The 25646-nt window shown below is 65.0% G+C and carries 19 protein-coding genes; 13 read left to right on the forward strand and 6 right to left on the reverse strand.

What is annotated here, in order from left to right; all coding sequences use genetic code 11:
* The 4 genes from ACTJK4_RS13295 to ACTJK4_RS13310 are packed head-to-tail and all read left to right on the forward strand — an operon-like array spanning position 1 to position 6031.
* Positions 1-354, forward strand: a complete 354-nt coding sequence (locus tag ACTJK4_RS13295) for a hypothetical protein (RefSeq protein WP_433868252.1) — start codon at positions 1-3, stop codon at positions 352-354.
* A complete protein-coding gene (locus ACTJK4_RS13300; protein ID WP_440818106.1) occupies positions 354-1625 on the forward strand; it encodes a TolC family protein in 1272 nt (423 codons plus the stop codon). The genes ACTJK4_RS13295 and ACTJK4_RS13300 overlap by 1 nt, the downstream gene beginning before the upstream one ends.
* Positions 1626-1649: 24 nt before the next feature.
* Complete coding sequence (locus ACTJK4_RS13305) at positions 1650-2840, forward strand: efflux RND transporter periplasmic adaptor subunit (RefSeq protein ID WP_440818107.1); 1191 nt, start codon at positions 1650-1652, stop codon at positions 2838-2840.
* A gap of 11 nt (positions 2841-2851) precedes the next feature.
* A complete protein-coding gene (locus ACTJK4_RS13310; protein WP_440818108.1) occupies positions 2852-6031 on the forward strand; it encodes an efflux RND transporter permease subunit in 3180 nt (1059 codons plus the stop codon).
* A gap of 9 nt (positions 6032-6040) precedes the next feature.
* On the opposite strand, the gene ACTJK4_RS13315 is transcribed toward ACTJK4_RS13310, so the two are convergent.
* The 3 genes from ACTJK4_RS13315 to ACTJK4_RS13325 form a co-directional block, all read right to left on the reverse strand.
* On the reverse strand, positions 6041-6475 hold the full coding sequence (locus ACTJK4_RS13315; protein WP_316901023.1) for an HIT family protein: 435 nt from the start codon (positions 6473-6475) through the stop codon (positions 6041-6043).
* A 95-nt stretch (positions 6476-6570) separates the two neighbouring features.
* Complete coding sequence (locus tag ACTJK4_RS13320) at positions 6571-8016, reverse strand: MFS transporter (RefSeq protein ID WP_440818109.1); 1446 nt, start codon at positions 8014-8016, stop codon at positions 6571-6573.
* Between the two features lie 41 nt (positions 8017-8057).
* Positions 8058-8723: a TetR/AcrR family transcriptional regulator gene (locus ACTJK4_RS13325; RefSeq protein ID WP_440818110.1), complete on the reverse strand. Its 666-nt coding sequence runs from the start codon at positions 8721-8723 to the stop codon at positions 8058-8060.
* A 229-nt stretch (positions 8724-8952) separates the two neighbouring features.
* Between ACTJK4_RS13325 and ACTJK4_RS13330 the strand changes: the two genes are divergently transcribed.
* Positions 8953-10209, forward strand: coding sequence for a branched-chain amino acid ABC transporter substrate-binding protein (locus tag ACTJK4_RS13330; protein ID WP_102065330.1), 1257 nt, complete (start codon positions 8953-8955; stop codon positions 10207-10209).
* 32 nt (positions 10210-10241) lie between these two features.
* Here the strand turns inward: ACTJK4_RS13330 and ACTJK4_RS13335 are convergent, their stop codons facing one another.
* A complete protein-coding gene (locus tag ACTJK4_RS13335; RefSeq protein ID WP_440818111.1) occupies positions 10242-11174 on the reverse strand; it encodes a 2-hydroxyacid dehydrogenase in 933 nt (310 codons plus the stop codon).
* A gap of 275 nt (positions 11175-11449) precedes the next feature.
* Here ACTJK4_RS13335 and ACTJK4_RS13340 point away from each other — a divergent pair, with 275 nt between their 5' ends.
* From ACTJK4_RS13340 to ACTJK4_RS13375, 8 genes are all read left to right on the forward strand, one after another.
* Positions 11450-12154 (forward strand): glycine zipper 2TM domain-containing protein, encoded by a 705-nt coding sequence (locus ACTJK4_RS13340; RefSeq protein ID WP_232039101.1) that lies wholly within the window; start codon positions 11450-11452, stop codon positions 12152-12154.
* Positions 12155-12245: 91 nt separating this feature from the next.
* Positions 12246-14084 (forward strand): methyl-accepting chemotaxis protein, encoded by a 1839-nt coding sequence (locus ACTJK4_RS13345; protein WP_440818112.1) that lies wholly within the window; start codon positions 12246-12248, stop codon positions 14082-14084.
* A 741-nt stretch (positions 14085-14825) separates the two neighbouring features.
* A complete protein-coding gene (locus tag ACTJK4_RS13350) occupies positions 14826-16937 on the forward strand; it encodes a glycosyl transferase family protein (RefSeq protein WP_232039103.1) in 2112 nt (703 codons plus the stop codon).
* Positions 16934-18667 carry an NfrA family protein gene (locus tag ACTJK4_RS13355; RefSeq protein ID WP_440818113.1) on the forward strand — a complete coding sequence of 578 codons (1734 nt, stop codon included), beginning with the start codon at positions 16934-16936 and terminating at the stop codon, positions 18665-18667. The genes ACTJK4_RS13350 and ACTJK4_RS13355 overlap by 4 nt, the downstream gene beginning before the upstream one ends.
* Positions 18668-18930: 263 nt before the next feature.
* Positions 18931-20187 (forward strand): non-hydrolyzing UDP-N-acetylglucosamine 2-epimerase, encoded by a 1257-nt coding sequence (gene wecB / locus ACTJK4_RS13360; RefSeq protein ID WP_316871792.1) that lies wholly within the window; start codon positions 18931-18933, stop codon positions 20185-20187.
* Positions 20188-20196: 9 nt separating this feature from the next.
* A complete protein-coding gene (locus ACTJK4_RS13365) occupies positions 20197-20649 on the forward strand; it encodes a hypothetical protein (RefSeq protein WP_232039105.1) in 453 nt (150 codons plus the stop codon).
* A gap of 23 nt (positions 20650-20672) precedes the next feature.
* Positions 20673-22385, forward strand: coding sequence for a DUF2334 domain-containing protein (locus tag ACTJK4_RS13370; protein WP_260803238.1), 1713 nt, complete (start codon positions 20673-20675; stop codon positions 22383-22385).
* A 2-nt stretch (positions 22386-22387) separates the two neighbouring features.
* The gene (locus ACTJK4_RS13375; protein WP_440818114.1) at positions 22388-23275 is read left to right on the forward strand and encodes a hypothetical protein; all 888 of its coding nucleotides are present in this window, start codon (positions 22388-22390) and stop codon (positions 23273-23275) included.
* Here the strand turns inward: ACTJK4_RS13375 and ACTJK4_RS13380 are convergent.
* Positions 23265-24398 (reverse strand): mechanosensitive ion channel family protein, encoded by a 1134-nt coding sequence (locus tag ACTJK4_RS13380; protein ID WP_232039108.1) that lies wholly within the window; start codon positions 24396-24398, stop codon positions 23265-23267. The genes ACTJK4_RS13375 and ACTJK4_RS13380 overlap by 11 nt on opposite strands.
* 53 nt (positions 24399-24451) lie before the next feature.
* Complete coding sequence (locus ACTJK4_RS13385) at positions 24452-25552, reverse strand: GGDEF domain-containing protein (RefSeq protein ID WP_440818115.1); 1101 nt, start codon at positions 25550-25552, stop codon at positions 24452-24454.
* Positions 25553-25646: the final 94 nt, after the last annotated feature.

The raw sequence follows: 25646 nt of genomic DNA on the forward strand, positions 1-25646 counted from the left end.
ATGGCGATTCGATTCCAACGTGTGCTGTCCCTGGCTGCTCTGGCCGCAATGCTGGCAACCGGCACCGCCGTTGCCGCGCAAGACAACCAGTCTGCCTGCTGCGCTCCGCAGATCAAGTCGATGGCCGCGCCGCTGGCCAAGGCCAGCGCGCGTGACCCGTACACCGATGGCGCCAAGTCCGGTACCCGCGACCCCTACACCGACGGCGGCAAAACCGGCGCCCGCGATCCGTACACGGACGGTGCAGCACAAACGGTGCTCGAGGCCCGCGTTGGCGCCCGCGATCCTTACACCGATGGCGGCTTGAGCAGCCCGCGCAGCCCGGATCCGTACACCGACGGCGCGATTGCGTAATGCGTTGTTTCCAGACCGCCGGGGCGGCTCTCATCTGCCTTTTGGCTGCCCCGTTGGCCACCGCAGCGGTGCCTGACCCCGTCGCTCCGGTGGCCCTTTCTATGCCAGGCGGGCCTGCGGCTGCGTCATCCGAACGCGTGACGCTGCAGCAAGCCGTTGAACGCGCGGTGCAGTCGCATCCGGCGCTGGCCGCTGCCGGGTATGAGGTGGCCGCCAGCGAGGGCGCACTCGACCAGGCCCGCCGGCTGCGCAATCCCGAAGCCGCCTTCACGACAGAAGACGTCCGGCGCGACCGCGCCACGATGACGGCGCAACTGAATATCCCGTTGGAACTGGGCGGCAAGCGCGGTGCCCGCACGCGCGCCGCACAAATCACCCGGGACGCCACGGCGCAAGATGCCGCCGTGCTGCAGGCCGAGTTGCGTGCGGATGTTACGCGGGCCTTCTTCGACCTGGTGATCGCGCAGGAGCGCCTGGCGCTCGCGCAGGCGTCGGATGGGTTGGCCGCTCAGGCGGAATCCGCGGCCGCGCGGCGCGTGCAAGCGGGGAAAGTCTCGCCGGTGGAGCAGACCAAGGCTGGCGTGGCCCGCGCCAGTGCCGCCATCGAACTGCGTGACGCGAATGCCGAACTGCTGGTCGCTCAACGTGCATTGGCGGCCTTCTGGGGCACGCCTTCTGCCGCGCCTGAAGCCGACGGAAGCGCGGAGACGCTCCCCGTCGTGCCGCCCGAAGGGCGCCAAGCCACCGGTGCGCTGGAAAATACGCCCCGCGCCGTCCGTGCCCGTCTGGAGATCGACCGGCGCCAGGCACTTGCCAACGTGGAACGCAGCAAACGCGTGCCCGACGTGACGCTCACGGTGGGCGCCAAGCGCGACAGCGCCGCGAACAACAACATGGCGGTGCTCGGCATTGCCGTGCCTTTGCCGCTGTTTGATCGCAACCAGGGCAGCCAGCTCGAAGCACAGCGGTTGGCCGACAAGGCGTTTGAAGACTACCGCGCCCTGCAGCTTGAACAGAACGCCACGCTCGCGCAGGACGTGGCACGGCTCGACGCAGCGCGCGCCGCCGTGCAGTCGCTGCGGCAAGACGTGTTGCCAGGTGCGCAGCGCGCGTATGACGCCGCACGCATCGGCTTTGATGCGGGCAAGTTCAATTTTCTCGATGTGCTGGACGCCCAGCGCACGCTGTTCCAGGCGCGCGCGCAATACCTGGCCGCGCTGTCGCGCGCGCATCAGGCGGCCGCCGGTATCGATCGCATCCTCGGCCGGTAATGCGGCCGCTCTCTTTCCGCTGACATGACACTTCCACCGCAACAACGGCGCGCCATCGCGCTCATCGTCGTGCTTGGCGCGCTGGCCGCTGCCGGGCTCTGGTTCGGTATGGGCGCGCGCCAGGCTGCGACGTCCGAGGCCGAGGCGGCACCTGCACCCGCCACCATCGAGCAGCCTGAGGCACCCCACTCCGAAACGCTTGCCATGACGGCTGAAGCCATCGCCAATGCAAAGATCGGCGTGGAAAGCGCAGGCGCCGCCGAGCTGCGAACGGAGGTTGTCCTGCCCGGTGAAATTCGCCTGAACGAAGACCGCACCGCCCACGTGGTCCCCCGTGTGCCGGGCGTGGCGGAGAAGGTGGCGGTGGAGCTAGGCCAACCGGTGGCGCGCGGCCAACTGCTGGCCGTGCTGTCCAGCCCCGCGCTGTCGGATCAACGCAGCGAACTGCAGGCGGCCCAGCAACGCCTTGCGCTCGCGCAGGAAACACACGCACGCGAAAAGCGTCTGTGGGAGCAGGGCATCGCTGCCGAACAGGATTACCAGCAGGCACGTACATCGCTGCAGGAAGCGCGCATTGCCGCGGACAACGCCCGCCAGAAGCTGACAGCCATTGGTGCCGCGCCGGCGGGCTCGGCGTTGAATCGCTTCGAGCTGCGTGCGCCGCTTGATGGCGTGGTGGTCGCCAAGCACTTGTCGCAGGGCGAAGCGGTGCAGGCGGAAACAGCCGTCTTTACGGTGGCGGACCTGCGCACCGTCTGGGCGGACTTCTCCGTGACTGCCAAGGATCTGGAAGCGGTCACCACCAACGCGTCGGCTACTGTGCGTGCCACGGCCACCGGTACCGCCGTGCAAGGCAAGGTCGCTTACGTTGGCGCATTGCTTGGCGAGCAGACCCGCACCGCGCCCGCCCGCGTCACGCTCGACAACCCCAAGCTCGCATGGCGCCCGGGCATGTTCGTCAACGTGTCGGTCGAATCGGGGCGTGTGCAGGTGCCGGTGGCTGTGCGCGCCGATGCCGTGCAGACCGTCGATGACAAGCCTTCGGTGTTCGTGCCCGTGCCGACCGGCTTCGAGGTGCGCCCCGTCAAGACAGGCCGCACTGACGGCAGCTGGACGGAAATCCTGGAGGGCCTTCCCGCCGGCACGCGCTACGCTGCGGCCAACAGCTACGTGCTGAAGGCCGAAGCCGGCAAGTCCGCCGACCACGGCCACTGAAAGGAGGCGCCATGTTTGAACGCCTCTTGCGCACCGTCATCGCGCAGCGCTGGCTGGTGCTGATGGCCGTGCTGGCGACCGCCGCGTTCGGCGCGTACAGCTATACGCGTCTGTCGATCGACGCGGTGCCCGACATCACCAACGTGCAGGTGCAGATCAACACGCCGGCACCAGGCTATTCGCCGCTGGAAACCGAACAACGCATCACGTATGCGCTGGAAACCGCCATGGCCGGCTTGCCGAAGCTGGAGCAGACGCGCTCGCTCTCGCGCTACGGCCTGTCGCAGGTGACGGTGATCTTCAAGGAGGGTACCGACATCTACTTCGCGCGCCAGTTGGTGAGCGAACGTCTGCAGGCCGCAAAGGAACAGTTGCCCGATGGTATTTCGCCAAGCATGGGGCCCGTCTCCACGGGCCTGGGCGAAATCTACCTGTGGACCGTGGAGGCCGACGCCAACGCGCGCAAGCCCGACGGCACCGCCTACACCCCCGCAGATTTGCGCGAGTTGCAGGACTGGGTGATCCGCCCGCAGATCCGCAACGTGCCGGGCGTGACGGAAGTCAACACCATCGGCGGCTTTGCAAAAGAATTCCTGGTGGCAACGAGCCCCGAACGCCTGGCCTCGTACAAGCTCACACTGGCCGATGTGGTGGCCGCGCTGGAGCGCAACAACGCCAACATCGGCGCCGGCTATATCGAGCGCAAGGGCGAGCAATACCTTGTGCGCGCGCCCGGCCAGCTGCGTGACGCGGCCGATATCGGTAACGTGATGCTCGTCAGCCCCAACGGCACGCCGGTGCGCTTGCGTGACGTCGCCACCATCGAAAGCGGCAGCGAGTTGCGCACCGGCGCCGCCACCAGCAATGGGTGCGAGGTGGTGCTCGGCACGGCATTCCTGTTGATGGGTGAGAACAGCCGCACGGTTTCGCAGGCCGTGGACAAGCGCATGCAGGAGATCCGCAAGACGCTGCCGCCGGGCATTCGGGTGGAGTCGGTGTACGACCGCACGGTACTCGTCGACAAGGCCATCGCCACGGTCAAGAAGAACCTGCTGGAAGGCGCCATTTTGGTGATGGCGGTGCTGTTTCTCTTCCTGGGCAACCTGCGTGCAGCCGTGCTGACCGCGCTGGTGATTCCCCTGTCGATGCTGATGACGTTCAGCGGCATGGTGTCGGCCAAGGTGAGCGCCAATCTGATGAGTCTGGGCGCGCTGGACTTCGGCATCATCGTCGACGGTGCCGTGGTGATCGTCGAGAACTGCGTGCGGCGCCTTGCGCATGCGCAGGAGGCACGTGGTCGACCGCTCACGCGCGCCGAGCGTTTCGACGAGGTATTTGAAGCCGCCCGCGAGGCACGCCGCCCGTTGCTGTATGGCCAGCTCATCATCATGGTGGTGTACCTGCCGATCTTTGCGCTCTCGGGTGTGGAAGGGAAGATGTTTCACCCGATGGCGATCACGGTGGTGCTGGCGCTGGCTGCGGCCATGATCCTCTCCATCACGTTTGTGCCCGCTGCCGTGGCGTTGTTCATTGGCGAACGCGTGGCTGAGAAGGAGAACCGCCTGATGGGCTGGGCGCGCCGTGTGTATGCGCCGCTGCTCGAACGCGTGCTGGCCGCGCCCGCTGTGGTACTGACGTTTGCAGCGGTGGCCGTATCGGTCTCGCTGGTGGCTGCCACGCGCCTGGGCGCAGAGTTTGTCCCCAACCTGAACGAAGGCGATCTTTCCATTCAGGCCATGCGCGTGCCGGGCACGGGCCTGGCGCAATCGCTGGACATGCAGATGCAGATCGAGCGCACGCTCAAGGCGAAGTTTCCCGAGATCGAGCGTGTGTTCGCGCGCACAGGCACCGCAGAAGTCGCGACCGACGTGATGCCGCCCAGCATCTCCGACGGCTACATCATGCTCAAGCCCGAGCGCGACTGGCCGGCCGGCGCCGATGGCAAACGCCGCAACCAGGATCAGTTGCTCGCCGACATTCGTGCCACGGTGGAAGCACTGCCCGGCAATGCGTACGAGTTCTCGCAGCCGATTCAGCTGCGCTTCAACGAGCTGATCTCGGGCGTGCGCAGCGACGTGGCTGTCAAGCTTTTCGGCGACGACATGGGCGTGCTTGAGGCGCAGGCCAGGATCATTGCCGCGCAGCTCGGCAAGCTGGCCGGCGCCACCGAGGTGAAGATCGAACAGACCGGCGGACTGCCTTTCCTGAACGTCGACATTGATCGCGACAAGGCTGCACGCTACGGCCTCTCCATCGGTGCGATTCAGGACACGGTGTCGGCGGCCATCGGCGGTAAGGATGCGGGCACGGTATTCCAGGGCGATCGTCGTTTCGGCATCGTCGTGCGCCTGCCGGAAACCGCACGCAGTGATCCGGCAGCACTGGGCCGCCTGCCGCTGGCGTTGCCCAACGGGCAGGGTTACGTGCCGCTGTCGGATGTCGCCACGCTCAACGAAATCACGGGCCCCAACCAGGTCAGCCGCGAAGACGGCAAGCGCCGCATCGTCGTCAGCGCCAACGTGCGCGGGCGCGATATCGCCTCGTTCGTCGAAGAAGCGCAGGCGGTGCTCGATGCGCAGGGGCGCCTGCCGGCCGGTTACTGGATGGCGTGGGGCGGGCAGTTCGAGCAATTGCAGTCGGCCACCGGGCGCCTGCAGATCGTGGTGCCGCTGGCGCTGGCCATGGTGTTCACGCTGCTGTTCATGATGTTCGGCAACCTGAAAGACGGCTTGCTCGTGTTTTCCGGCATTCCGTTTGCGCTGTCGGGCGGCATCCTGGCGCTGGCGTTGCGCGGTATTCCGCTGTCGATTTCCGCGGCGGTGGGCTTCATCGCGCTGTCGGGCGTGGCAGTGCTCAACGGGCTGGTGATGCTGAGCTTCATCCGCAGCCTGCGCGAGAACGGCAAGCCCGTCGACGAGGCCGTACGTGAGGGCGCGCTTACGCGCTTGCGTCCGGTGCTGATGACCGCGCTGGTGGCATCGCTGGGCTTCGTGCCCATGGCACTGGCAACCGGCACGGGCGCGGAAGTGCAGCGGCCGTTGGCCACGGTGGTGATCGGGGGGATTCTGTCGTCGACGGCGCTGACGCTGCTGGTGCTGCCGGTGTTGTATCGGCTGGCCTATCGACGGGACGCTGGGCGGGAGGGGGTTACGGCGCGGTCAGAGCCGGCGGTGTCATCCGCCGCGCCGTAACGGTGGCGCTTATTCGGCCTGCAGTGCGGCGATGATCTTCTCAGCGTGGGCCTTCAGCTTGTCGGTGTCAGCCTGCACGCGGGCGTGCGGTTGCAGCGGGGTGTCGCTGTAGCGCGGCAGCACGTGAAAGTGCACGTGCGGCACCGTCTGCCCGGCAGCGCTGCCGTTGAGCTGGAAGATGGCGATGCCCGGCGGCGTGAACGCAGCGCGCACTGCACGCGCCAGCTTGCGCGTGGTGCGGATGGCGGCCGATGCGGCATCGTCGGACAGGTCGAACAACTCGGCCGCGCCTTCCTTGGGCAGCACGAGCACGTGGCCGTCGGCCTGCGGCATGATGTCCATGAAGGCGATGGTGTGATCGTCTTCGTACACCTTGATGCAAGGCAGCTCGCCGCGCAGGATCTTGGCGAAGATGTTCTGGTTGTCGTAAGTCGCGTCAGGCATGAAGTGTCTCCAGTAAGCGGGAAAAGCACAGGAAAGCGCTGCGCGAAGTATATAGGCGCCCGGCAACGACGCGCGTGGCGCCAATTTGGCGCAGATCAAGGCGGGGTGTCATCAAGCGACAACGGCGCAGCTACGTGTTCCAAGGGTTTGCGCTCCGCGGCCGTCCCCCAGCGCGCCTGCACAGCGGCCGCCAGCAGCATCAGCACGGCACCGAACGCGTAGCCGCCGAATACGGCGCCGCGCGAGTGCGTATCGATCAGCCAGCCAAAGAGCGCAGGCCCGGCCACGCCGCCCAGCCCGGTTCCCACGGCATAGAACAACGCGATGGCGAGCGCGCGCACCTCGAGCGGAAAAGTCTCGCTCACCGTGAGATACGCCGAGCTGGCGGCGGCCGATGCAAAGAAGAACACCACCGTCCACGCGATCGTCTGCGTGGCGCTGTCGAGCACACCGGCCTTGAAGAGCGCGCCACTCACCAGCAACAGCACGCTGCTGATCGCATAGGTGGCAGCAATCATCGTGCGCCGGCCCACCACGTCAAACAATCGCCCGAGCAGCAGCGGCCCCAGGAAATTGCCCAGCGCGAACGGCAGCAGATAGGTGCCGACCTTCGTCGCGGGCACATCGTAGAAATCAGTCAGCACCAGCGCGTACGTGAAGAAGATCGCGTTGTAGAAAAACGCCTGCGCTGCCATTAGCGCGAGCCCCACCAGCGCGCGTTGCCGATGCTGCACGAACAGCACGCGGGCGACTTCCGCCAAGCGAGGATGGCCGCGGCTGCGCATGCGCAATGCGGGCAGTGGCGCGGTATCGATGCGATGGCCGCGCGATGCTATCTCGCTTTCGATGTCGTGCACGATGGCCTGGGCTTCTTCGTGCCGGCCGCGCGTGATGAGCCAGCGCGGGCTTTCGGGAATCCAGAAGCGCATGACAAGAATGATGAGCCCCAGCACTGCGCCGATGAAGAAGCACAGTCGCCAGCCCGTATCGACGCTCATGTGTGCGGGGTCCAGCAACCACAACGAGGCGCCCGCACCCAACGCCGCCCCGACCCAGAAGGTGCCGTTGATGGCGAGGTCCGTCCAGCCGCGCACGCGTGCCGGCGTCAGCTCCTGGATGGTGGAATTGATGGCCGCGTATTCGCCGCCGATCCCAGCGCCGGTCAGCACGCGAAACACGACGAGGCTGGCAAAGCTCCACGAAAACGCCGTGGCGAGCGTGGCCAGGATGTACACGCCCAGCGTGATGAAGAACAACTTGCGGCGGCCGAGCCGATCCGTCATCCAGCCGAACAGCAGCGCGCCGAATACCGCCCCGATCAGGTAAGCACTGCTGGCAATGCCGACCTGGGCGTTGGTGAGATGCAAGGCGGGGCTTTGCTTGAGGGCGCCCGCCACGGCACCGGCCAGCGTCACCTCCAGGCCGTCGAGGAGCCACGTAATGCCCAGCGCAATGACCACGCGCGTGTGAAAGCGGCTCCAGGGCAGGCGATCGAGCCGGCTGGGCAGGTCGGATGTGTGGAAGGCTGGCGATTCGGGCATCGCGGCGCACTCGAGCTGGAATGCGCACGACGCAGCACGAATTATTCCCGCACAGGTGCAGCCGAGTCTTCTTGCGGTGCGCCGGCGAGCAGCGTGTCTTCAAAGAAGCGGCGGCGCGCGTCCTTGTCGGGCTTGCTGCCCTGGTGCCAGAGCGTGGCCTCCGACAGCTGGTAGGCGTACAGCATGAAAGCGCGCGTCTTGGCGTCCTTGCGCGTAAAGCCGATCGCCTGGAAGTGCTGGACGTAGTAATCCATGCGGTGTTCATCGACGGCTTCGACGGCCTCTTGCGCCATCGGGTCGCGCCGCGCCCAGGCGCGGATGGCGAACTCGATCATGGCGGTGCGGCGCGCGCTGCGTCCGCGAAACGGTAGTGCCAGCAGATCGCGCACCAGGCCCTGCACCGATGCGTTCTGCCGCTCCAGCTTGGGGCCGATGCGTGTGCGCTCGCTCCAGTCCTGCAGCACTTGGTGCAGCAGATCGTCGCGGTTCTTGAAGTGCCAGTAGAAACTGCCGCGCGTGACGTCCAGCTGCTTGGCGAGCACGTCCACGCGCACCGCATCGATGCTCTTGGTGACGAGCAGATCGGTGGCGGCGCGCACCCAGTCGTCGGGCGTGAGCTGGGCACGCGGCGCGGCCGGGGCGGAGGTTTCGGCATCGACGTCGACGGCGGGGTCGTGTTCGTCGATCAGCAAGGAAGGCTTGGGCATGAAGGCGGATTCTAGTCCCGCTGACAGGGCTGTCCAGCGCTTAAATCATGCTGAGGCCCCCAGGTTTGCGCGGGTTGACACGGCAATAAACGCACTCCTACCATGCACATACGTTTGTGTATGGAAGGATCGAGCTACCGTAAGCCTCGGTTTGCGGTTTAGTACAAAAACCATGCTCGACGATGCCTTCTGCACGGCGTCTAACGATAAGACATCAGGAGACATTTGCATGAAGGCATTCCGACTCGCGCTGTGCGCGGCGGCAGCAGTTGGCACATTCGCGGGCGCATTCTGCCCGAGCACCGTCCACGCCGAGACCGTCAAGATCGCGTGGATCGATCCGCTGTCCGGGCTGATGGGCGCGCTTGGCCAGAACCAGCTGCGCAGCTGGCAATACGCGGCCGATCTGGCCAACCAGCAGAACTGGAGCGGCAACGGCACCAAGTTTGAAGTCGTCGGCTTTGACAACAAGGTGTCGCCGCAAGAAAGCCTGACGATCCTCAAGCAGATCACCGACCAGGGCATCCGCTATGTCGCACAGGGCGACGGCTCCAGCGTGGGCATGGCGCTGCAGGATGCGATCGCCAAGTACAACGACCGCAACCCGGGCAAGGAGATCATCTATCTCAACTACGCCGCGGTCGATCCGGACATGACCAACAGCAAGTGCAACTACTGGCACTTCCGCCTGGACGCCAACTCCGACATGAAGATGGAGGCCCTGACCAGCTACCTGGCCAAGGACCCGAACATCAAGAAGGTCTACCTGCTGAACCAGAACTATTCGTTCGGGCACCAGGTGGCGCGTGCGGCCAAGGAATACCTCAAGCGCAAGCGCCCGGACATCCAGGTGGTGGGTGAGGATCTGCACCCGCTGGCGCAGGTGAAGGACTTCTCGCCGTATGTCGCCAAGATTCGTGCATCGGGCGCCGATACGGTCATCACCGGCAACTGGGGGAGCGATCTGGCACTGCTGATTCGCGCATCGAAGGATGCGGGCCTCACCACCAACTTCTATACGTACTACGCAGGCACCACCGGCGTGCCCACGGCGATGGGTGCCTCCGGCGCCGATCGCGTGAAGGTCATCAGCTACTTCGCGCCGAACGACGGCAACGCCAAGACGAGCGCCGTGCTCGACGGCTTCAAGAAGAAGTACAACGACGACTTCTTCAATGCCGATGTCTACACCGGTATCGCCTTCCTGGCCAAGGCCATCAAGACCAGCGGTTCGGCCGAACCTGCCAAGGTGGCCAAGGTGATGGAAGGGATGACGGTCGATGGGCTCAACGGCCCGATCGAGATGCGCAAGACCGACCACCAGGCCCAGCAGACGCTGTACGTCACCACCTGGGTCAAGGCTGACGGCAAGAAGATCAAGTACGACCAGGAAAACACCGGCTACGGCTGGCGTACCGACGTCACGCTGGAGCCGCATCTCGCGGCCCAGCCGACGTCGTGCCAGATGAAGCGTCCGGCGTCGTAACTGCGTGATGGAGGTGTCCCCGGGTCAGTTCATTAGACCGGGGACACCACACCTGTGCCCGCCAGGTGCCCGCGGGCGTTCTCCAGAAATCGATCCACCGTCGCCTGCACCGATTCCGGCGACCAGCCGGCAATGTGCGGCGTCAGCACGACCTGCTCCAGGTCCAGCAGCCCGGCAGGCGGCTTGGGCTCGCTCTCATACACATCCAGCCCCGCGCCGCCCAGCTTGCCTGCGCGGATGGCCGCTTCCAGCGCCGCCGTATCCACCACGCTGCCGCGCGCAATGTTGACCACGTAGCCGTTCGGGCCCAGCGCCTCAAGGATCGTCTGGTTGACGAGGTGCTTCGTCTGCGCACCGCCCGGCGTGGCAACGATCAGGAAGTCCGCCCATTCCGCCATGTCCTGGAGCGCATCGAAGTAGTGGTACGACACGCCGTCGCGCGGCTTGCGGTTGTGATAGCCGATCTGCATGTCGAAGCCGGCAGCGCGGCGCGCGATCTGCATGCCGATGGTGCCCAGCCCGACGATGCCCAGGCGCTTGCCGCATACGCCGGGCTGCAGCGGAATGTCGTCGCGCCAGACGCCGTTGCGTGTGGACCGGTCCAGCTTGGGAATGCCGCGCACGGTGGCCAGCAGCAAGCCAAAGGCGTGGTCGGCCACGCAGGCGTCGTTGGTGCCGGCGCCGTTGGCCACCACCACGCCGCGGGCGCGGGCGGCCTCTACATCGATGTTCTCGTAGCCCGCGCCCAGCGCGCAGGCGAGCTCCAGCTCGGGCATCGCGGCGATCTCTGCACCGGTCAGGCCCGTCGAGCCATTGGTCAGCACGATGCGGACGTTTTTCCCCTCGCGCGCGATGGCGGCATCGCGTTCGGCGCGGGTGGGTGCATGGATGACGTGAAAATGTTCAGCGATCTGCGCCACGTTATCGGGCGTCATCGCAATGAGGAGCAGCAGGGTCGGTTGCATGGTCAGGAGAGGAGGCGGACCGCATCAATGGGGGCGAGACCCCGATCGGCAAGGAGGTGCGTCGCACGGCGCCTGGCGATGATAGCGCGCGCCCCCAGCGCCTTGCCCAAAGCCACGGCGGCGATGCGGTTACACCCCGTTACCGATGAGCAGGTTTGGTTGCACGGGTTTGCAGGGCTGCGGCATAGACTTTGCGGCAAGAGGCGCATGGCCGCAGGCCGCAGAACAGACTGCAGGTCCGGCGCAGACGCCTCGTTCACAAGACGGGAATCATCATGCGAGCAACGAACAAGTCGGACCGTGCAGGGCGCGCAGCGCGTTGGGTGACAGCAGCCACATTGGCTGCCGTGGCAGCCGGGCTGACAGGCTGCGTGACAGCACCTGCGTACCCCGGTTACGGAGCGGGCTATGGGGCGGGTTATGCCGCGGGCAGTAATGCTTATGGCAACAGCGTCGGCCCGGCCACTTACAGCAGCGGCTATACCAGCGGGTACGACAACACGTACAACAATGGCTACGGTACGAACGCGCCGCAGCCGTATCCACAGCAGCCGGCGCCGACCTATTCGCAGCCACAGCCGGCTTACTCGCAGCCGAACTATTCGCCGTATCCGAGCAACGGCGATCCGTCTTACCAAGCACCGGCGGATAACCGCTACGGCGTTGTCGAATACGTCGAAGCGGTGCCCGTGCGGGGCCAGTCGAGCGGCGTGGGTGCCGTGCTCGGCGGCGTGGTGGGCGGCTTGCTTGGCCACCAGGTTGGCGGCGGGCGCGGCAACACCGTGGCCACCATCGGCGGTGCGGTGGCGGGCGCCATGGCGGGCAACGCCGTGGAAGGCAACACGGTGGTCGGCCAGACCTACCGCGTGACCATGCGGCTGAACGACAACTCGCGCGTGACGCTCACGCAGAACAACCCGAACGGCCTGCGCGTGGGTGATCGCGCCCGCATAGAGAACAACATGGCAGTGCCGTACTAGCCACATCCTGCATGGAAGGCGCCCGCGTCGGGCTTCAGAAACGGCGCGGGCCGACCGATATAGCGGAGGCGATAACCCCGCGGTGATTTCCATGCTCAATCGACTTTCCATCCGTTTCCGTCTCAACGCAGCGCTGACGCTGCTCGCCTTGCTGCTCACGATTACGGGCACCATTGGCGTGATCGGGATGCGCGCATCCGACGCAAATATCAACGAGATCTACTCCAATCAGCTCGCTTCGGCATCGCTGATGGGCAAGGCGCAACTGAATGCCGCGATCGTGCGTACGACGCTTGATCGGGCGGTCTTCCATCCGGATGCAGCCGACGTGCCGGCCATCATCGAGAAGGCCAACGCTTACCGCGCCAAGTCGGAAGGCGCGTGGAAGCAATACAAGGCGCTGCCCATGACCGCGGAGGAAGCGCGCCTGGCCGCAGACGTTGAAGCCAAACGCGCCGCGTTGTTCCGCGACGGCATCGAGCCCCTGATGAGCGCTCTGCGCGGGCACGATGCCGCTGCCGCAGACAAGGTGGTCATGACCGTCATCCCGCCGCAGTTTGTGGCGCTGTCTGCGGCCGTTGACGTGCTGGATCGCAGCCAGGCTGAGCAGGCCAAGACAGCCTACGAAGGCGCAGTCGCCCGCTCGCACGCATTTCTGATGCTGATCGTCGGCGCCATCGCGGTGGGTATTGCCGCAGCGCTGGGCTGCGCATTCGGCCTGCACCGTGCGATCTCGGTGCCGCTCTCAAAGATGCTGGGCCACTTCAGCGCGATCTCGCAGGGCAACCTGACCGAGCGCATCACCGTCAGCAGCAAGGACGAAATGGGTGCGCTCACGCAAGGTCTCGTCGACATGCAACATGGCCTGATCCGCACCATCGTGACGATGCGCGGCGGCAGCGAATCCATCGCCAGCGCCACCAAGCAGATTGCGGCCGGCAACATGGACCTGTCTCAGCGCACGGAAGAACAGGCTTCGTCGCTGGAAGAGACGGCGTCGAGCATGGAAGAACTGACGAGCATCGTGCGTCAGAACGCCGACAACGCTCGCCAGGCCAGCCAGCTTGCGGGCAACGCATCGGACATCGCCGTCAAGGGCGGTGAGGTGGTAGGCCGCGTGATCGAGACGATGTCGGGCATCAACGACAGCAGCAAGAAGATCGCAGACATCATCGGCGTGATCGAAGGCATCGCGTTCCAGACGAACATTCTGGCGTTGAATGCGGCGGTGGAAGCCGCGCGCGCGGGTGAGCAGGGCCGTGGGTTTGCGGTGGTGGCGGGCGAGGTGCGCAGCCTGGCGCAGCGCTCGGCCACGGCAGCCAAGGAGATCAAGGAGTTGATCAGCGATTCAGTAGGCCGTGTCGAGAACGGCTCGACGCTGGTGACCGAAGCCGGGGCGGTGATTGACGAAGTGGTGGTGGCAGTCAAGCGCGTGACCGACATCATGGGCGAGATCAGCTCTGCATCGGACGAGCAAAGCGCCGGTATCGAGCAAGTCAACCAGGCCGTCACGCAGATGGACGAGGTGACCCAGCAGAACGCCGCGCTGGTAGAAGAGGCTGCTGCTGCTGCGCAATCGCTGGAAGAGCAGGCTGGCGTGCTGCGCGAGGCGGTGGCATCGTTCCGCCTGCCTGCAGCGGGTGTGCACGCTGAACCCGTGCTGGTGCCCGTGGTTGCAAAGGCGGCGCCTGCCGCGTCGGCTGCGTCGAATACATCGGCCGTGCCCAGCCCGGTCGCTAAACCGGCGGCACGCAAACCTGCCGTGGCGACGGTGCGTTCGGCCAGCAAGCGCGCCGCTGCGCGGGTCAAGCCGGCTGCTGTGCCGGCTCAGAGCGTGAAGGTAGCGCCTGCCATGGCAGCCGACCCCAAGCCTGGCAAGCTTGCCTTGGCTGCGGCCTCCAACGATGCCGATGACTGGGAACAGTTCTGACGCAGAAGTCGACGCGTTCATCTCAACAAGCCGCGCCCCGAGCGCGGCTTTGTGTTTCAGCGCTGTAACGGATTTGCGGAATTGCTTGGGCCGATGTTGTCGGCCTGGATTGCGATTCGCGCGACAACGTAGCGCGCGCCTAGGCAGCCTGCGTGGTCGGCATGCCTGCGGTGTGAGATCCCCCTGGCGGATCCTTTATGCACAAGGCTTTGCGAGCCGCGTCCCGTTGCGCACCGACGTGCATGCGGCAACATGCGCACCGCGCCGGTCTGGCGGGCGCTGTGCTCGCTTAACCCAAACACCCTGCACCTGACCGCTCTGCGCCTCCGTCATTCGTAGGGAGGCCTTGTCCGCTGCCCGGACGAATGTCCCAGCTCATTTGATGGCGTTGCATGCCGTGGCGTTGATCTTGCCACCCTTGCCGCCCGCGTCTTGCGTTCACCCATGCAACAACCTGGCGTATCCGGCACGTGTCCGAAGACGTCTGTGGTGCGCTGCACCGCATCACCGTGCGCTTTGGTGGGCGTTGGTATGGTCCTCGCGTTCTCCCTCGCCGGAAGCGGGCTAGAGGGCGACGCATCAACCCGGTCGACAGTAGGTGAACGGGTCGGATGCCACGGCGCAAAGCGGTTGCGCCGCACGTCGAAAAGACCTTGGGGGAAGCATGAGCGCCGCAGCGCAAGGCGGAAGGTACGCCGGACACTGGCAACGCGCCCGTCGGGTGGGAGCAGGGGAGCAGCCATGAGCGATCTGCCATGGGAGCTTTACCTGGCGTTGCTCAACACCTTGACGGTGGCGACCACACTCGTCATCTTCATCAGCACCGCCGACGATTTTTTCCTGGACGCCTTTTACTGGGTGCGGGAACTGTGGCTGTGGCCGCAGCGTGGGCGCACGCCGGTCACGATCTCGGCGCAATCGTTGCGCGAGCGCGAAGAGCAATGGCTCGCGATCATGGTGCCGGCGTGGAAGGAGTACGACGTCATCGCCAAGATGGTCGAGAACACCCTGGCGACGATGGAGTACACGCGCTTCATCATCTTTGCTGGTGCGTACCGCAACGATGCGGAAACCACCACCGAAGTCGAGCGCATGGTGCGCCGCTATCCTGGCCGTGTGGTGCGCGCAGCCGTCACGCACGATGGCCCGACGTGCAAGGCCGACTGCCTGAACACCATCATCCAGACCATCATCCGGCACGAGGCAGGCCACGGCATCCGCTTTGCGGGCGTGATCATGCACGACTGCGAAGACGTGATCCACCCGCTGGAGCTAAAGTACTTCAACTACTTCATCCGCGATCAGGATCTCGTGCAGTTGCCGGTGCTATCGCTTGAGCGCAAGTGGTACGAGTGGGTGGCCGGTACGTACATGGATGATTTTTCCGAGACGCACCAGAAAGACCTGGTGGCGCGCCAGGCGCTGACCGGCACGGTCCCCGGGGCCGGTGTTGCGCTGTGTTACAGCCGCCGTGCCATAGAAGCGGTGATGAAGGTGCGCGGTGATTCTCCGTTCAACACCAGCACGCTCACCGAAGACTACGACTTCAGCTTCCGGCTGCGCGAACTGGGCATGCGTGAGGCGTTCGTGCATTTCCCGATCTGCGAGAACGCAGAGCCGACTGAAGACGCTCAGGGCAAGACAAGAACGCGCTGGCGTTTTGGGCGGCGCAAGGGCGCCCGCCCGCAACTGCTGGCCACGCGTGAGTACTTTCCGAGCACGTTCCGCACGGCGTACCGCCAGCGCGCACGCTGGGTGCTCGGCATTGCGTTCCAGGGCTGGTTGCAGATGGGCTGGAACGGCAACCTCATCACCCGCTACATGTTCTTCCGGGACCGCAAGGGCGTGCTGACGGCGCTGTTCTCGATCCTGGCCTACGTGTTGTCGCTGAACTATCTGGCGCTGGCCGCGCTTTCCGCCAAAGGTGTGATGACCATTCCGGATGGCACGTTCGTGGTCGGCAGCATCTGGATGCAGGATCTGCTGGCCGTCAACGCCGCGTTGCTCTTCAACCGGCTGGCGCAGCGCGTGTACTTTGTCGGGCGGCTCAACGGCCCGCTGCAGGGTGTGCTGTGTCTGCCCAGGCTGGTGGTGAACAACTTCATCAACTTCTTCTCGGTATGCCGGGCGTGGAAGATCTTCCTGATCTACTGCCTGACCGGCAAGCCCATCGCCTGGGACAAGACGCAGCACACGTACCTGTCGAACGACGCGCTGGGCCGCACGCGCTGCAAGCTGGGCGAGACGCTCGTCAAGTGGGAAGTGCTCACGCAGGAGCAGCTGGATGCCGCACTTGCTATCCAGCGCCAGACCGGGCGCCGGCTCGGGCAAGTGCTGATCGAGCAGGGGCTGGTCACGCCCGACACGCTGGCCGATGCGCTGGCCGAGCAGGTCGACCTGCCGCGCGTGAGCCTGACCAACGTCGTGCTCGGTGCGCTGGCGGATTGCCTGCCGCGTGACCTGGCTGTGCGGCATCACGTGGTGCCGTTCTCGATTGGCGAAGACGGTTCGCTCAACATCGCCGTGTCGGAGTTGCCCAACGGCGAAGTGCTGGAAGAGTTGGCCCGTGCGGCCGGTCGCAAGGTCGCGTGCTTCATGGCGTGCGATCACGAAATGTCGGCCGAGCTGGCGCAGATGGCTGATCCCAACCGCCGTACCACGGTCGTGTTCGGCCCGGCGGCGCATTCGGCCATGCTGGCCATTGAATCCATGACGGGCGCCGGCCCAGAAGCTGTAGCCGGCACGGCACCCGCACCCGAGGCTTCCACCATCCCCCCGATTCCTGTGCCGCCGGACCTGCCCCCTGGGCCCGACCCGCGGCCGAACCCATCTGTTGCGGGAGGTGTGGCATGACACACGAGAGAGCCAACCTTTTAAACGTGCGCCGTCTGCGCTGGCCGATTGCCGCGGCAGTGTGGGCGCTGTGTCATGGCGTATCGCTGGCAGAGCAGCCCGCGCCGTTGCAGCCCGATGCCTACTTTCGCGCCGACCGCGCCTATCACGCCATCGACGCCAACAAGCTTGACGATGCCGAAGCCGCCACGCGTGCCGCATTGGCCGTACAGCCCGACAGCCTGCAACTGAACCTGCTGCTGCTGGATGTGCTCACGCGCAAGGGCCAACTGGGTGCGGCGCGCACGCAGGCCGACGCGCTGCTGCAGAAGTATCCCGACGAGCCACGCGTGTACGCGCAGCACGGGTTCCTCGCGCAGAAGGCCAACGACCCCGCTGTCGCTGAACAGGACTTCGCACACGCCGTGCAAGGCACCGACTGGACTGCACAGGAGCAGCGCAACCTGCATCTGGCCTGGTCGGACAGCGCGTATTCCGCAAAGCATCCGCAGGCCGCGCTGGATGCACTCAGCGGCATGAAGGACGACCCCGATGCTGACGTGCAAGTGCGCCTCGCGCAGTCACGCCTGCAATTGGGCGACCGGGATGGCGCAACCCAGGCGGCCACGCTGGCCGTCGAGCACGCTGCGGATCCGGCGCGCCAGCGCTACGCCAAGGCGCTGCTTGCCCAGGCGATGGCGCCGGAAGCGCAGGGCGACGCCACGTCCGCCAATGCCCCGCGCGTGATCGGCCAGCGCGAGTTGAACGAGGCCTACAGCCACTTGCGTGCGCGTGACGATCGCGCTGCATTGGCAGCGTTCCAGCGTGGCTTCGCTACGGGCGAGGGCACCTGGACACACTACGCAGATGCCGCCTACGCAGCCAAGCGCCTGGGCGACAACCCGACCGCCATCAAGCTCTTCCGGGAAAGCCTCGATCACGCCGATGCCGATGCCAAGAGCGACACCGGTGGCAACGGCGACGACCGCCTCCAGCCAGACCGCCGCTTCGGCTACCGGCGCGAAGTCGAGCAGATGCGGCGCACCTTCGGCATGGTGCTCTCGGGTGCGTATCAGACTTCAGCGTTTGGGCTGCCCAACACCGTCAGCGCAGCGCAGGCGGGCGCGGAGGTGTACTGGCAGCCGCCGGGCATCGGTTATCGAGACGGCAGCATCTTCCAGCTCTTCGCGCGTGGCTACGACAGCGTGTACGACCGCAACGGCAACACCGGCCTGCCAACCGCGCAAGGTTCGGTGGGCGCACGCTACAAGCCGATCAAGGACATCAACCTGGTGTTCACCGCCGAACGGCTCTTTCGCATCGGGCAACTGACCACCAACGACACGCTGCTGCGCATTGGTTTTTCGACCGATCAGGGGCTCGATCTGCAGGTCACCAAGCCGCGCTGGCAGACGTGGCAGGTGTACGGCGAGGGCGCGTACTTCCTCAACCAGGGCCGCATGATCATCAGCACTGAAATGCGCTACGGACACACGTGGTTGCTCAACTCGATCAGCGATCGCCTGACGGTGTATCCGCATATCGTGCTGGCGGGCGATCACGACAACAAGGCGATCGGGCAGCGGCTCGCGCTGGGTGTTGGCCCAGGCATCAACTTCCGCTACTGGTTTCGTGAGTCGCACTACACAGCGCCAGCCAGTTGGCTGGATTTGACCGTGCAGTACCGCTTGCCATTGACGCACGCGGATCGAGCAAAGGGGGTGGTCGCGCGAGCCATTCTTTGGTTCTAAGGCAACACCGTATTCAAGCAGACCCCAGTCAGAGGTGTCGCAGATGAAACGTTTTTGACCGCCGAGGGAAACGGGTAACAAAGAGAACCGGCAGCGACGTCCGCAGGATGGCGTCGCGGCGCCGTGGTGGGTCAAAGCGGGATGCATGGCACGGCCTTCGCTCAATGGCGAAGTCTGCGCCGGCGTCAGAAGCGGCACGCACGTCCTCGTGCCTGTCGCGCTTTGCAGGCGCGCCGAGCAGATGACAGGGGAATGCAGTGATGATGGGAAAGATCTTGACCGTGTTCGGCACGCGCCCGGAGGCCATCAAGATGGCGCCGCTGGTGCAGGCATTGCAGGCCGAGGCAGGCTTTGCTTCGGCGGTGTGCGTCAGCGCGCAGCACCGGCAGATGCTGGATCAAGTGCTGGAACTCTTCGGCATCGTGCCGGAGTTTGACCTCAATCTGATGCGGCCGGGGCAGACGCTGTCCGACATCACGTCCAACGTGTTGGGCGGCATCGACGGCGTGCTCGATGCCTACAAGCCCGATGCCGTGCTCGTCCACGGCGACACGACAACCACGCTGGCGGCAAGTCTGGCCGCGTTCTACCGGCGCATTCCGGTGGGGCATGTGGAAGCGGGTTTGCGTACCGGCAACATCTGGTCGCCATGGCCGGAAGAGCTGAACCGGCGCGTCACCGATTCCGTCACCACATGGCACTTCGCGCCCACGGCCGAATCGCGCCAGAACCTGCTGGATGAGGGCATCGACCCCGAGCAGGTCACACTCACCGGCAACACCGTCATCGATGCGCTGCTGGCCGTGAAGCAACGGCTGGACAACGACGCCGCGCTGTCCGCCCAGATGGCGGCGCGCTATCCGTTTCTGGAGGCCGGGCGTCGGATGATCCTGGTGACAGGCCATCGCCGCGAGAACTTCGGCGAGCCATTCGAGAACTTCTGCGTGGCGCTGCGCCTGCTGGCGGCGCGTCATCCGGATGTGCAGATTGTGTATCCGGTGCACCTGAACCCGAACGTGCAGCAGCCAGTCAACGCCATCCTCTCCGGCCATGACAACGTTCACCTGATTGCGCCACAGGACTACCTGCCGTTCGTCTACCTGATGGACCGCGCCTACCTGATCGTCACCGATTCCGGCGGCATCCAGGAAGAGGCGCCCGCGCTGGGCAAGCCGGTGCTGGTGACGCGCGACACCACCGAGCGGCCGGAGGCCGTTGCATCGGGCACCGCGCGGCTGGTCGGCACCGATACGCAACGCATCGTCGACGAAGCAGAAACGCTGCTCAACAACACTGCCGAATACGAGCGCATGGCACAGGCCCACAACCCCTACGGCGACGGCCACGCCTGCCGGCGCATTGTCGATGCGCTGAAGAAGGCGTTCACCACACAGCCGCAGAAGGTGGCGCGCGGCCCGCAACTCATTCGCAAACCGGCCCCCGAGGCCGAAATCATCGATCTGGAAGCGGCGCGCGCCACCGCGCAAGGGTCGTCAACGCAGCAGCGCCTGAACGGTTAGGAGGCTTTGATGAAAGCGAAGCAAATCGGGGGCGGCGTGTTGGTTGCGTCCGCACTTGTTGCCGGGTGGCTGATCGTCGCGCCGCCGTGGGCTGGTGATGGAGGTGTCCCCGCCATCGTGGCCGGCGCGACTGGCCAGGGCAGCCCCAGTACCGACACAGACAAGAAAGCCCCAGCGCCCGCGTCTTCCAGGGCGACGGCCACGGCTGCGCAACCCATGCAACCCACCGTTGTGGCAGCAGTCACACCCAGGCCCGTGACCGGAGGCGGCCGCGCCTACGGCTACGGCGTCATGGACGAGAACGGACAGGTCATCCCACCGCCGCGCCCGGCAGTCATGACCGAAGTCCGCCCCGGCACGCCGGAAAACGAGGCAGCAGGTACAGACCGTGGCCACGATCGTGGCCCCAACTTCAACCTCGGGCTCTACCGCCAAGCGGACGGCTCGTTCTATCGCCCATGATTGCCATGAGTCGGAGAGTCATCATGAAGACATTGCTACGAAAGTTCCTGTGCGCGCTCGTCTTTGCGAGCGGCCTGCTTGGCATATCGCTGACAGCGCCAGCGCAGGCCGCAACCTGCACGATCGGCCTCGGCACCATCTGTGTGACAGTGGGCGGAACCACAACCAGCACGCCAGCCCCGATGCTGGTGCTGTACGACGCGCCGCCCAACGACCAGTACACCAACCTGGGCAAGGCATACGCGATCATGCTCTACAACCTGCTCGCGCACTTCAACACCACCATCACCCTGCTGCCCGTGCAGAACTACACGGCTGGCATGACCGAGCAGTACACCGCCATCTTCTATATGGGGAGTTACTACAACAACCCCATCCCGGCGGCGTTCCTGTCGGATGTGACCACCACGCAGAAGACCGTCGTCTGGTTCAAGTACAACCTGTGGGAACTTGCCTGGAACACGGCGTATCCGTTCACGTCACGTTACGGCATCAACTTCGTTGGTCTGCGCGGCATGAACGCGGCACCGTCGGCGAGCGCGCCGAACCCCGGCTTCTTCGATACGGTGTCGTACAAGAACCAGACCATGACCAAGTACTACGCCTTCAATGCCACGACCGGCGCCATCAGCGCGGATCCGGACATTGGCGTGACTTCCGTGGCTGACCCGACCAAGGCCAGCAGCGTGGTGACGATCACGAATTCGGTGACGCAGGAGACGGCGCCATACATCATGCGGTCGGGTAATTTCTGGTACGTGGCGGACATGCCGTTCTCGTATATCGGCCCACGCGATCGCTACCTGGCGATGTGCGACATGCTGCATGACATCCTGGGCACCAATGCGCCTACGCTGCACCGCGCGCTGGTGCGCCTGGAAGACGTCAACGCGACGAATACCGTGACGTCCATCAACACGCTGACGGACTACCTCTACAGCAAGAGGATTCCGTTCTCGATCGCCACCATCCCGCTGTACAAGGATCCGAACGGCGTCTACAACGGCGGCGTGTCGCAGACGATCCACCTGGTCAACGCGACAGGGCTCAAGTCAGCGCTCAACCATGCGTTGCCACGTGGCGGGAAGATCCTGATGCACGGCTACACCCACCAGTACAGCAACATCCCGAACCTCATCAACGCCGTCAGCGCGAACGACTTCGAGTTCTGGCTCGCCACGCAGAACCGGCCGGTGAACGAGGACTCGACGCAGTGGGCAGCCGGGCGGTTGTCGTCGGGTTTGCTGGAGTTCCAGCTCAATGGCTATGCGCCGTTTGCCTGGGAGGCCCCGCACTATCAATCGTCTCCGTTGTCCATCAAGGCCGTGCCGCAGTACTTCAAGAACACGTATCAGCGCGTGGTGTATTACACATCGGACAACCCGCAGACCTTGAACTCGACCGCCGCAGGACATGATTTTTCGGTTGGCCAGTTCTTCCCCTACATCATTCAGAAGGACTACTACAACCAGCGCATCATTCCGGAAAACCTCGGCAACGTGGAATACAACATCTGCAATATCGATCCGTCGTCATGCCTGACATACACCGCACAGGACATCCTGACCAACGCGACGTATGCACAGGTGGTACGAGACGGCTTTGCCTCGTTCTTCTTCCATCCGTTCTGGCTGGAGCCGGATCTTGGTACGCCGGGCTATACCGACTTCCAGACCATCATCACGGGTATCACCAGCATGGGGTACACCTGGGCGGACGCGAGCACGGTGAAGTGAAGATGAGGCGGATGCGCTTGTTACTGGCGACTGTCATGCTGGCATTGAGCGCATCCTCTGAGGCCGCAGGGTCGGTGGGCGAAATGCCTGCCGGCCCTGTGCCGTTGTATGGCGTGACGGTTGACGCAGTGGACAACGTGCCTGCGGTGGTGGACGCGTTGTCGCATCTCTCGCGCACGCCTACTGTGCGCGTTGTCTTTGATGAAGGCATGGATGCACCGCATTACGTCGGGCCGGTGGCCGCAATCCGGGACGTAGCGTATGTGATGGGCGAACTGGTGGACTCCTCCACGCTCAAGCAATACACCGCACAGCAACTGCGCCAGCGTGCCGCCGCCTACCTGCACACGCTCGGCACCAACGTCGACGTCTGGGAAGTGGGCAACGAGGTCAACGGCGAGTGGACAGGCCCCACACGCGACGTGATCGACAAGACCATGGCGGCCTATGAAGTCATCAGAGCCGGCGGCGGCCGCACTGCGCTCACGCTGTACTACAACGAGGGCTGCGCCGAGCAGCCGTCACGCGCGATGTTCGAGTGGGTGCAACGTAATGTGCCGCTGCGCCTGCGCGATGGGCTCGATTACGTCTTCATCAGCTTCTATGAAGACGACTGCAAGATCCCGCCGCCCGATTGGAACGCTGTGTTCACCCGGCTAGGCGGACTGTTTTCGCATGCCGCGCTCGGGTTTGGAGAGGTCGGGACGCGACATGCCGCACGCAAGCCGGCGCTCGTTGCGCATTACTACGGGCTCGCGGTCACGCATCCTCGCTTTGTCGGCGGCTACTTCTGGTGGTACTTCCGCCAGGACATGGTGCCGCGCTCAAGGCCGCTGTGGCGCAGCCTCGATGCGGCGTTCCTCAGCATGCCCGTGGCGGTCAGCCGCTAGCTCGCGCGCTGACGCGCTGGGTACTCGTGGTTGATTTACGGCCTGCCAGGTCTTCGGGTTCAACGGGCTCACCGTCACGCCGCACGAGCTGGATCGTGCGTGTGGGCAGTGCGAACGAGGTGCCAAGGTTTTCCAGCCCCTCCAGGATGGTCAGGTTGATGCGCTGCTGAATATCCATATAGAGGTTGAAGTCCGGATCGGTCACGAAATACACGACCTCGAAGTTCAGCGCGTTCTCGCCAAATTCCTTGAAGTGCGCGCGATCAAACCGCGTGTTGCCGGCGGCTTCCACCGCACGGCGCACGATGTCCGGAATCTTCTGCAGCTGCGCAGCGCGCGCATCGTAGGTCACCCCAAAGGTGAAGACGATACGTCGTTCCGACATTCGTTTGTAATTGTGAATCGTGCTCTTGAGCAGCGCCGTGTTGGAAGCGACGATCTCTTCGCCCGACAGGCTGCGGATGCGCGTGGTCTTGAGGCCAACGTGCTGCACCGTGCCGGCAATCGATTCAAAGACGATGAAGTCCCCGATCTCGAACGGCTTGTCCAGCCCAATGGCGAGCGAGGCAAACAGGTCACTCAGGATGCTCTGCACCGCCAGCGCCACCGCCACGCCGCCCACACCGAGGCTGGCGACAAAGGCCGTGATGTTGACGCCCACATTGGCCAGGATGGCCAGCAGCAGCATCGACCACAGTGCAAAGCGCAGCACCCATGCCGTCATGGACGTGATCACGGGGTTGCGCGTGGCGTGGGTCTGCGTCGACAGCCGATCACGCGCCCACAGCTTCACGCCGCGGTTGAGCCACAGGGCGATCTGGAAGCCGATGATGACGAACCAGATGTGATCGAGCTTGTTGGCAATGCGCGTGGGCAGATCGATGAAGTACGAACCTGCAAGTAAGGCGGCCAGCGCAATGAACAGCGGGTGCGTATCGCGTAGCACCGCCGTGACGAGAATGTCGAAGCGGTAGCCGGTGCGGCGCGCGCGCGCATCAAACCGGTTGCAGATCAGGTGCAACACGCTGGACAGCAACACGTATGCAGCGATCACAGTCAATGCGGCGGCGGCCCAGTCGCGGGCCGGCACGCGCAGGAAGGTGTGGGCGTTGAGCCACTCCATGGGCATCTCCGTGCAGAAAACACGGATGCTGCGCCGCACATAGCGTGCCTGCCTTACTGCCGCAATGTTGCCTTCGGCTCTGCGTCGGTCGACACGCACACGCGGTTGCGGCCCTGTCGCTTGGCTTCCATCAGGCCGAGATCGGCATCGGCCAAAAGACGCGCCAGATCTTGCCCGGGGCGCAGCGGCGCGGCCCCCACGCTCACTGTCAGCGGTCCCACGGGCGTTTGCGTGCCTGCCACGGCCGTCTTGAGCCGTTCCACCACGGCAAGCGCGCCGGTCAGGCCGCAGCCCGGCAGCAGCACGGCAAACTCGTCCCCGCCCAGGCGGCCGAACAGGTCGGCCGGGCGCAGCACACCCGCCAGCGCATCGGACAGCGCGACGAGTGCTTCGTCGCCGGCGGCGTGTCCCCACGTATCGTTGATGGATTTGAAGTGATCGACGTCGAGGTACAACGCGCACAACGGCTCGGTATGATGCTGCGCGCGCTCGACCGCAAAGCTGCCGAGTTCGAAGAAGCGCTGCCGCGCGAGCATGCCGGTCAGGTGGTCAGTGTTGGCGCGATCGGCCAGGCTGCGTTCGGCCGCAAAGTGCCGGGCCATGGCGCGCAGCAGGTAGTGGTGAATGACCGCGGCTGCGGCAATGCAGATCGGCAGATAAAGCACCAGACCCAGCCAGCCGTGGCGGATTGCCGCGGCCGGTTCCGGCGCGATGAGCAGCGCGACGAGCGGCCCGGCCGCGCACATCACCATGGCAATGCAGAAGTCGCGCCGGGTGAGCCAGGCGGGGCTGGTGGCAAGCGGCATCAGATAGAACGCCGGGAGAACCCATTGGAGCCCGGCCTGATAACCGAACGCGATGATGGCCACCTCTTCGGCAAACAGGTGTGTGAGCGCCAGCAGCCCCCACAGGCCGGTATGCCGATGCCGCTGCGCCGTCACCACGATTGCCATCAGCACAAGCAGCAGTCCGAGCAACGGCTCGGGCCGATGCAGCAGCCCGACCGACCATCCGAGCATGATCGCGAAGCCGTAACCGAGCACGCCGCATTTGCTCAGCGCGAGGATCATCGGCACGAAATGGCGCGCCTGATAGTCGAGCGAAGTCGTGCGGGCGTCGGGCAGGTCGGAGGCGGTAGGCAGGTTCGCGCTCAAGGCAGGACAAGAAAGGCCTTCTGGCGCGACGGGATGATGCGGGCGCGGGCGTGGCCGGATTGCGCAACAAAGCGCGCATTCTAATGGCGGCGGG

The sequence above is a fragment of the Ralstonia sp. 22111 genome (assembly GCF_052045895.1).
In the GTDB taxonomy this organism is placed as follows: domain Bacteria; phylum Pseudomonadota; class Gammaproteobacteria; order Burkholderiales; family Burkholderiaceae; genus Ralstonia; species Ralstonia wenshanensis.